The 6927-nt window shown below is 31.6% G+C and carries 10 protein-coding genes; all 10 read right to left on the reverse strand.

Going from position 1 to position 6927, the window contains the following annotated elements:
• Positions 1-168: 168 nt before the first annotated feature.
• The 10 genes from ACY9Z2_RS18750 to ACY9Z2_RS18795 all read right to left on the reverse strand — a co-directional run bounded on the left by ACY9Z2_RS18750 (position 169) and on the right by ACY9Z2_RS18795 (position 6691).
• On the reverse strand, positions 169-564 hold the full coding sequence (locus ACY9Z2_RS18750) for a hypothetical protein (protein WP_463611203.1): 396 nt from the start codon (positions 562-564) through the stop codon (positions 169-171).
• Positions 564-782: a hypothetical protein gene (locus ACY9Z2_RS18755; protein ID WP_463611204.1), complete on the reverse strand. Its 219-nt coding sequence runs from the start codon at positions 780-782 to the stop codon at positions 564-566. The genes ACY9Z2_RS18750 and ACY9Z2_RS18755 overlap by 1 nt, the downstream gene beginning before the upstream one ends.
• Positions 783-868: 86 nt before the next feature.
• Positions 869-1708, reverse strand: a complete 840-nt coding sequence (locus tag ACY9Z2_RS18760; RefSeq protein ID WP_463611205.1) for a hypothetical protein — start codon at positions 1706-1708, stop codon at positions 869-871.
• A gap of 553 nt (positions 1709-2261) precedes the next feature.
• On the reverse strand, positions 2262-2450 hold the full coding sequence (locus ACY9Z2_RS18765; RefSeq protein ID WP_463611206.1) for a hypothetical protein: 189 nt from the start codon (positions 2448-2450) through the stop codon (positions 2262-2264).
• Between the two features lie 46 nt (positions 2451-2496).
• The gene (locus ACY9Z2_RS18770; RefSeq protein ID WP_463611207.1) at positions 2497-3300 is read right to left on the reverse strand and encodes a hypothetical protein; all 804 of its coding nucleotides are present in this window, start codon (positions 3298-3300) and stop codon (positions 2497-2499) included.
• A gap of 199 nt (positions 3301-3499) precedes the next feature.
• Positions 3500-3673, reverse strand: coding sequence for a helix-turn-helix domain-containing protein (locus ACY9Z2_RS18775; protein WP_463611208.1), 174 nt, complete (start codon positions 3671-3673; stop codon positions 3500-3502).
• An 83-nt stretch (positions 3674-3756) separates the two neighbouring features.
• Entirely contained in the window at positions 3757-4635 is an 879-nt protein-coding gene (locus ACY9Z2_RS18780) for an SU10 major capsid protein (protein WP_463611209.1), read from the reverse strand.
• 64 nt (positions 4636-4699) lie between these two features.
• Positions 4700-5125 carry a hypothetical protein gene (locus ACY9Z2_RS18785; protein WP_463611210.1) on the reverse strand — a complete coding sequence of 142 codons (426 nt, stop codon included), beginning with the start codon at positions 5123-5125 and terminating at the stop codon, positions 4700-4702.
• A 16-nt stretch (positions 5126-5141) separates the two neighbouring features.
• Complete coding sequence (locus tag ACY9Z2_RS18790) at positions 5142-5420, reverse strand: hypothetical protein (RefSeq protein ID WP_463611211.1); 279 nt, start codon at positions 5418-5420, stop codon at positions 5142-5144.
• Positions 5417-6691, reverse strand: a complete 1275-nt coding sequence (locus ACY9Z2_RS18795) for a M26 family metallopeptidase (protein ID WP_463611212.1) — start codon at positions 6689-6691, stop codon at positions 5417-5419. Before ACY9Z2_RS18795 ends, ACY9Z2_RS18790 begins: the two co-directional genes overlap by 4 nt.
• Positions 6692-6927: the final 236 nt, after the last annotated feature.

Consider the following 6927-nt stretch of genomic DNA (forward strand, 5'->3'; position numbering starts at 1 on the left):
AGAAAGTGTTCCAAATTAATCAGCAAAAACTGTGTCTTTCTACTTGACGGTCACAGATTTAAGACAAACGAAACACTATTCCCATCATTATCAATGATTTTAATGAAATTCTTAGCAAATAAACGAAAATCCCCCATAACTACATCAAGTTTGGAGGACTTTTTCTTCTTATCCGACATCTAAATCATCATCTTCTTCAGTATCTTCAACATTGTCATAACCTTTCCCGATTGACTTAGACATATTTTGAATATCTTTCTGTAATGTAAGGAATATCTTAATTGCTTTTTCATCACCCTGTTTTGCTTTGTCGGAAACAATATTATATATCTGTTCAAAATCCTCATTAACCTTATAATCTAGGTACAACATAAGTAAATTTTTATAATCGCTGCTTTTCTCCCAACGGTAGAATGGTGACATACTTTTACGATTAACTAACCGCAAAAAATCCTCCTCTGTTTTAAGGGGTCTAGTATGATCAAATCGCAATTCTGGGTGAAGATACTTGAAGTATTCTGCAAAACGAAATTCAGTTTGCTTTAATGCTTCATAAATATTCATTACTTCTCACCTGCTTTGATAAAACTTGTCATTTTCTCATTCAAACTGTTAATATTCTTCTCGATATTCTCTAACTGGTGTTCTATAACTGCACCACGCTTTATTTGTTCGACTGCTAATAATTCCATTTTCTTAATACAATCCTCAATACTGTCTAGACGTTCATCTGTTGTTCTTTGTTCATTTTCCATCTCAATAACTTTTGCTTGATTTTTCATTATTAGATTCATCTCCTGATTAGTTTTTTGGAATATAAAAAGCCCCTAACATTTTTGTTAAGGACTTCATAATTTTGTTTATAATTTTAAGGACGTTCGCCCCATTCATTTGAATTAAGAACATCATCTTCAACATTCTCAAAAGGGTTAAGATCATCTTCTCTAGTGTCTGCTTGTTTATTTTTCTTGTACCGATTCAAAAACTTACGAATGTTATCCTCATTATCATTTTTAAATGAATTTATTTTTGAATATCTTCGTAATGGTGTATGTTCATAATTAATTTTCTTATTTTTTCGTTTAACATGACTAGCAAGCAAATAATTTTGATTTAAAGTTATCAAAATGTCTGTAATTGTATCATTTCCATAACCCAACCAATCTTTCATAGTATTAATATTTACAGTTGCTTTACGTTCACCAGCATTTGATAATTTCATTAGTAATAAGTAGACAGATAATTCCTTTGACGTTAAGGAAAGGTCATTATATATGTACTCAATTGTTCTAAAGTTGATTGGAATATAATAATCTTCTTCGGTATCAGGTTCATCTTTGTCATTCTTAGTATGAGTATTTGGAACATCTGTTGCTTCCAACACAATTAATTTATCATGTTTGACTTTCCCATTATCATCAACCATTTGATCCCATCGTGAAGGTGTATGTAGTTTAATGATACCTGCTTTTTCCATTTTCGTTAATAAGTCAACAATTTGTTTATGTGTAAGTTTCTTTTTAAGATTGATCTTAGTAAACTTAGACAATTCACCAACTGTTACACGAAAAACATGATGTGTGTAATTTTCTTTTCCATCACCAGTAATTTGATGTAATCGGAAACGGAATAATTGTAAGTATAGATTTATACCTTCTTCCTTTCCAATTTTCTTGTAAATAGATGGATCAGTTGACTTATTACCCAACCACTTAGATTTAATTTTTGTAGATGATAATGTAAAATTATTAAATTCCATTATTTAATTCTCCTTCTTTTAAAATAAATATGTAAGTTTCACAACAACCAATTTGTAAGTGTCAAAGCAAAGATTTTGAACTTGAACTTGCACTAAAAAGTTGTTGAAAATTATGGGGAAAGTTTACTTTAACCATGAAATATTACTTTAAATTTATTCTCTTTATTATTTTAAATTAATTATATACCTATACGGTTGTAAATTGTAAGAAAATAATAATGTAAAATGGCGAAAAAGTTGTGTTTTGTAAATTTAAATTTTCTACTAAACCCCTAAAAGTATTGTTATATATGGTTTTATAACCAATTTTTGTATTATTTTTATATATACCTGTATGGTTGTGTTTTGTTAGAAATGCAAGTTGTTAAACAGTGTTTAAGTTGTAAATTGTGTAAAATTTAACTATAAAACAAGTAAAAAGTTACGTATTTTTTATCAAATACCTACAAACACTATTATATCAATATTTTTATCATACCTGTATGGTTGCAAAATGTCAAAACTATTTATTTTTCTCTTTATATTTATCCAATACCGCCTGTAATTCTGGTGACTTGCCATATAAACTGAATAATCGACCACTCTTTTTGTTTTCTGCAATGGTCAATGGTACTAGACCGCTTTCTTTATAGATGAATGTGCTTAAATTTTTACTGTAGCAAAAGAATAAATCTTCTCGTTTAACTGTCATTGTATAATCTCCTTTAGAAATAAAATAAAAGGGGAATTTTATCCCCTTATGCAATTGTGTATTTATAAAATTTTTGTCCTGTTAATGCAAAACTAACTACATTCTTACTTAAATTACCTTTTTCATCACCTTGTACTTGTCTACTTTTATTTTGATATTTTTTTTGTAAAGTAAACTGTTGCTCAGGTAATGACAAATCTAAACCAAATATCTCCGATAACTGTTCTACTGGTAGTCGTGTTTCAAGATAACCGTTATCATTTAGTTTAATCTTAGTTGACATATTGTATTTATCTTGTAACTGCCAATAATCTTTAATTGATGTGTTATTGAGTAGATCAATCAATTCTTCAAACCTTAACAACTCTAAGTATTCGGTATGCTTATTTACAAATCTACTGCTGTAATGTCCTTTAAATCCACTATCAATGGCTAACAATAACATTTTACCTTCCTTTGACTTTGGTAAAGGCAATCCATAAAATGACCACATTAGAATAGCGGTTGACATACAGAATTTATCAAAATAGTTGTCACCTGATATGTTTAATACTGAATTAATATTTGCTGAATTTGGATTTGCACTACTATTTTTGTTTATACGTGTAACGTGATTATCCCAACATTTTCCTTTTGTTAGTGCAAGATCAATTCCTAGTGTTGGATAACGGACATTTTTGTCCTGTGAATAAATATTTTCAAAGTTATAGAAATAACCAATATCATTACTATTTACGTGTTTCTCAATGGCACACCCTAACAATGAATCTATGTCGTCTGTTAATACTGTTGAAAATTGTTTATCCTCAAAACACCAACTAGGAAATTTATTTTTTAATTGTTCGTTCATACTTTATGCGAAAGAATACCTTTCACACTTCTTCTATGTATTTCTCCAATTTTTCAATTTATAACTTCTTCCTTTTATTCCATGACCACATAAAAATGTTCAGCATTGCGGTTTAATTTACTGAACGGTCACAAAAGGAAGAAGTGTTAAGTTTTTCTGTTCACATTTTCACCTCAACTTTCCGACTGTATTTGTTAAATTATTTGTTATCTATGATTCTTTTATATCTATCTATTTTGTCTTGTGACATAGTACATTCATTTTTCTCGAAACGACTAATTAAACTTTGAGAGCAATTTAATTTAGACGCTAATTCATTTTGATTAATCCCTTTTCTTCTACGTTTGATTAGATATAATTCTTTTTCATTCATTCTCCTTTTACTCCTATTTGATTAGATTTTAAAAAGAGGATACAAGCCGACTGGCAAGTATCCCCTTAATGATATGTATTAGATTATGCCTGTGGTGCTACTGTTACAACTGCAACTGCTTTCTTAGAACCAACTTTTAGAGTGGATTCAGCAATAACTTGACCTTTAACACTGTCACCAGTTTTAGCAAGTGGCTCGAAGTGTGCTTCACGTAAGTTAGCAATATCAACATAAGAATCGTTGAAGAATACCATCTTATCAGCAGGTACATGCTTAGAAAGAACAAAGTTTACTTGACCATAGTTAGTGTTGATTGAATCAACTAATAGACCAAAGTTAGTTTCAGTGTGGTTGTAGTTATAAGAACCTTCATATAGTGAATCAACTTGTTCTTTTAAATCAGCATTGATTAGGCAATAGAATTGACCTTCTGCTAAATCTTGATTCCAAAGATTACGCATAGCATCTTTAATAACTTGTTGAGTAACTGCACCAGTATGTGCAACATCATTAGTAGCGTCTGCCATAGCAATAAGACCGTCCATTTGACGAATGAAAGGTGCTACCCCACCATCGGCACGTACACCATTGATGAATTTCTTCTCCATATTAATTTTTAGTTCCAATAAACGATCATTAACTTCTTGTGAAAGTTGACCAGCGTTCATTGCTTGTGCTGAACCTGAAATACTAGCACCCTTCTTGAAGATTTCAAGAATATTATTTAATTCTGCTCTTGCACTCTCATAAAATACAGTAGTGTCTGCACCTTCAACTGCTGAAATGTCACCAGTTTGGTCAAGAGTTTTCTCTCTCCAAGTATAAACTGTTCCAAGTGCTTTCTCGATATTACCTTTCGCCATAAGCAGAGATGTAAATGGTGTTGCTTGTACGCCTACTTTCGCAATCTCTTTTGATAAACTAATTTGTTCTGCGTTTGTAAAGTTTGAACTTTTAAACAAAATAATCATTCCTTTTCTTTTTTTAGTTTTTGTTGTATCTATAAAAAGTGGCTATAACCACTAATTACTTAAATAACTTGCTTAATTTACTTGCGATCATGCCTTCTGTATTGCCATCTTTTTCAAACTTTGAGTATTCATCATCTTTGGCTTTATCTTTTGGAACGTATCCAGTAGATATTTTTACTTCATTCATAATTTTTCCTAATGCTTTGATTGTTTCTTGTAATTCGTCTGAATCTTTTACTTTGAGAATTGGGGCAAATTGCTCTAATCCTGCTTGCTTTAATTCCAATCCAATTTCCTTTTGAAATAAATCTTGTTGCTTCTGTTCAAACGCTAATTCCTGTTCGGATTTTTCCACTGGTTTATACTGCATTAGATCATCACGTTCAGTAATAATTGGATTTAATTCTTGTTCAACCCATTCATTCTTTGCGTTCTGAATTGCTTCATCAACCTGTTCCTGTGTGAAATTTTCTTCTGACATTAATAAATCTCTCCTTTTAAATAAATTTAATTTCTAATAAATCCCTAACTAAAATAGGATTATTGTTATGCAACCCTCGAAACTCAAATATAACTTCAGGTTTGTCATCGGGTGTCACATAGTCCATAAAAAATACACCTAAATCTTCTCGATTGGTGTCATTTAAAATAAACTGTTCAATTTGTTGTTCAGTAGTATCATAGATTGTTAAAGTTACATCTGTTGGGTCAATCGCCTGTCCAGTGATTGCTTTGAAATGCACCTTTAACCTAACTGTATCTCCTGCATAGATCATTCAATCACCTCCACATAAGAAGGATTTTCCGTATATGCGGAATTTGACAAATTGCTAGACAACTCGTAATTTGAAAGATTCTCCACCACACTTACAATAGCAACAATAGGTAAAGTATCCAAAGGTGTAGAAACGTCTATATTGCCCTCTATTTGCCTAATATGACTAATTACATTTACAACGATTTCTTTAGGTTGTCGATATGTTTCAATAACTGTATTTGAATTAATAGAATTAATATAACCATTTACAGTACGAACCTCATTATTGGCACTTAGGACGCTTGTAGTGACGTTTGATTGAATTGGTGAAGAATAACCCTCAACATTCCTAAAAGTCGCTATATGACGTTCTGTGTGGCTCTGCATTGATGAAACGTAAGAATTTACTGTTACATTTGTAGTTTTTGGTGGTAATTCAACACTTGCATTAGAATGAATCGCAGCAAGAAATGAATTAACTGCTCTAGTTTCCGTTTTGGGTGGTATTACTGGAACACCAAATGCTTGTAGATATGGATAATCATTATTTATTCCCCAAATATTTGTAAAATCATATCCAGTGTAAGTAGATTGTTGTTTCATTTCTGCTGTTGTTTTGCCTATACCTAAATCAGATGTAGGTACACCACTTATTTCAGAATCATAATAACAATTGGTTGTCATATCTGAACCATCTTCAATGTTATAGCCGAATCCATGAACAATAGATGGTGCTGTCAATGTTTTAGTTACTGCATAGCAATTTTCTATTGTATTTACGTAAGTAGGTTCTATATATTGGATTACACCAACAAATCCACTGACCTCAGAAGTTGTTGAACGAACCTCATCCAATTCAGCAAAACAATTTCGTACAGTTACACCATTTCGTAATTGACCAAACATTCCACCTGCAAATCTACTTGCTTGAACCCTTCCACCTTTAACATAGCAATTTTCAATAACAAATGTGTCGTTGTTGATATAGCCGAATAAAGCACCTGCTTGTAATCCAGTAGTTTCTACGTCAACGTTTTCTAATCCCATATTCATTATACGAGCATTATCAACATTACCAAATGACCCAAACAATCCAATGAGATCACTTGTTGAACGAATGGTTAAATTTTTAATTACGTAACCTTTACCATCTAATTGACCTACAAAACCATCAATAGGTGTCCAGTTACCCCAAGATGATAAATCAATATCGTTCGCTAACTCGTATGTACCTGCTAAATCATTTCTAATTGCGTCTAATTCGGCTGGTGTGCTTATTAAGGTTGCCATAAGTTATTGCCCCCTTACGCTGTCACCTTTGGAACTTCAATATTGTGATTAATCGTTAATTTGTCACCTGTTTGTGTCATAGTAAACGCTGTAAATGATTCTACTGACAAGTCATTACTCATTTCATCTTGTAATACGGACTGTGCAAAAGTTTTAGGAAGTGTAACGTCTGTATCTGTACGTAAGCGTCAAATAATCCCCACCTGTAATTAGATGGGGATTTCATGTATGCTTTA

It is taken from the genome of Virgibacillus sp. GM2-2, from assembly GCF_055329585.1.